The 2,454-nt window shown below is 59.9% G+C and carries 2 protein-coding genes and 1 pseudogene; 1 reads left to right on the forward strand and 2 read right to left on the reverse strand.

Annotated features, from left to right (window positions below):
• Positions 1-511: pseudogene (locus B4A72_RS11630) on the forward strand (hypothetical protein); the annotation flags it as partial.
• Between the two features lie 218 nt (positions 512-729).
• Here B4A72_RS11630 and B4A72_RS11635 read toward each other — a convergent pair.
• Positions 730-1,233, reverse strand: coding sequence for a hypothetical protein (locus B4A72_RS11635; protein WP_292978646.1), 504 nt, complete (start codon positions 1,231-1,233; stop codon positions 730-732).
• A 167-nt stretch (positions 1,234-1,400) separates the two neighbouring features.
• Positions 1,401-2,135, reverse strand: coding sequence for a tRNA (guanine(46)-N(7))-methyltransferase TrmB (trmB, locus tag B4A72_RS11640; RefSeq protein ID WP_292978648.1), 735 nt, complete (start codon positions 2,133-2,135; stop codon positions 1,401-1,403).
• Positions 2,136-2,454: the final 319 nt, after the last annotated feature.

Here is a 2,454-nt window from a genome sequence, read left to right on the forward strand (position 1 = left end):
GCGCATGCGTGAGGTCGAGATTTCTCGACTGTCCGAAGAAAATCGAACGCTGCGAAACGAACTTGCCAAAGTCCGGGCGGCCGGCGAGGAACAAGCCGAATTGTTCAAGACCGAGAGGAAGCAATTCGAAGCCCTGCGCCTGTCCTATCAAACGCTTGCCCAGGCGCGCGACGATGCGGAAGAATCTGCCGAAACGCATCATCGCGCAAAGCTCGGTGCTGCCGAGATGAGGGCCAGCATTCTGGAGCGACGCGCCCTTCGGCACGAGGCCCAAAACGAAAAATTGCAGCAGCGCCTGAATGCCATGTCGTCTGAAGCCGACAGCAGCGCCATCGCGTCTCTCCGTGAAGAAAATCTAGAACTTTCAGTCCGCTACAAGGAAGCTCATCAGAAGTTGGCAAGGACGGCCGCGAAACTTGCCGAAAGCGAGGCCGAAAAAAAGCGCATGCGTCGGAGCAAATCATGGCGCGTGACCGCGCCGCTTCGCAAATTACGCCAACTTTTCCCCTAGCGTTCGAATTCTCATCCCGAACACGACGAGGGCTGCGACAATTCGGATCGGCAGGAACGCCTGCTGCAGCGCATTGCCCGGAATTCGCCGATCCTGATTCGCGGAAGGCCGGCGGCGATGGCCTCGCGGGTTGACCGTTCCCATCTTGAGATGGGCATCTCCTCGTAGTCCGGGCCAGTGCCGACAATCCGCCGCTCGGACGCCGCTTGCGATCGATTTTAGGGACGGGCGCCCAGTTCTCCGTCCAGGGAGAACTGGCGATCCGTTTCCGATACCGATTTGATGGTCAGTGTGCCGACGCCGGTCATGCCCTCGAATTGACCCGATCCGCTGACAAGTTCCCAGAACCCGTAATCCACCAGACGAGGCTTGTCGCCATCCTTCATGAAAACTGCCCTGACGGTAAACTTGATATTCGCGACGTCGCCGTTTTCAGTCGTGAATTGCAGATAGCCTTGGGGATCGCCACCTTTTGGCGGATCGATATCGTGCCAACCGAATTCTGATACCGAAGCACCTGCCAGTGCGCCGGTTCCTTCGGATTTGCCTTCTCTACGCACCATGAGGACAAACTGGTCGGTTCCGTCGCCAAAATCCATCCGGATTGATTCCTGTGGCACCATCACGGCCTCCACAGTGACTTTCTCAGCATAAGCTGATGACACCAATGATAGCGTTGTCGTTCCGGCAACAAGGCCAGCGGTCAGCAGGGTTCTGAACATTTTAACTCCAGGGTGAATGGCAAGGGAGAGGTCCGGCCTCCGGAAACGAATTCGATATCACCGTGCCTAACGCCCGGACTTTGGCGCGGTCAATGCACGTCCGATCACAACCCATGACGATAATATTCCCCCGAGTGGCGCAGGCGCGGCGTCCCGCGGACCAGCCTTCACGATTCCCGGACCTGTGCCTTGTGACGGCGGAAGGTCAGGTAGTGCGGGGTGCGCCCCTCGCGCAGGGCCTTTTGTTCGTATCTCGTGCTGATCCAGTCATCCCAGGGATCGGCGCCCTGTCGGACCAGATCGAATCCGGCCAGGGGCACCTCTTCCAGCGCCTGACGGACGTAATCGGGAATGTCGGTCGCCACCCGGAACTGCGCGCCCGGCCGCAGCACCCGCGCCAGCGGCAGCAGATGTTCCGGCGTCACGAAACGGCGGCGGTGATGACGCGCCTTGGGCCATGGATCGGGATAAAGCAGAAAGGCCCGGTCGATACCGCCATCGGGCAGCACATCCATCAGATCGCGCGCATCGCCCGGATGCACGCTGACATTGCCCAGCCCGGCGGCGCGGATCTTGCCCAACAGCATCGCGACGCCGTTGATGAAGGGCTCGCAGCCGATGATGCCGATGTCGGGATGGGTCGCGGCCATATGCACCATATGTTCGCCCCCGCCGAAGCCGACCTCCAGCCAGACCCGACGATCGTCGCCGAAGATCGCCGCCGGGTCGATCGGCTTGCGTTCGGGATTTTCCTGCACCGAGATTCCGTGCGGCCTGAGATCGCCCAGATCCTCGGCCAGATAACCCTTCTGGCTGTGACGCAGGGTCTTGCCATGCCGCCTGCCATAGAAATTGCGGCGCGGCGGATTGGGATCGAAGGCGGATTTCGGGGTATCGCTCATGCGCGGGACTTGCCGCAAGGCCGGGCTCGGGTCAAGCCTTCGGCGGGTCCGGTTGCGTCCCGCGACGACCGGGGGCGCTGCCCCCGGACCCCCGAGGTATTTGGAAAGAGAGCGAAGCGGTGACACGAAACTAATTACTCTGGCAAATTGCCGCAATATTGCGGAACCTGATGCCGCAATTTTTTCGCGCGAAATTAAGGGGTTAATGAGTTTCTTGCCAGAATAACTGGTGACAGACGTTGCGCCGCCTAAGTCTTTGATTTTATGGAATCAGGGTTGCATTGTGGCCCCCTATTGGTTAGCGTCCGAGGACGTGGTG

It is taken from the genome of Paracoccus sp. UBA5162, assembly GCF_002413585.1.
In the GTDB taxonomy this organism is placed as follows: Bacteria; Pseudomonadota; Alphaproteobacteria; order Rhodobacterales; family Rhodobacteraceae; genus Paracoccus.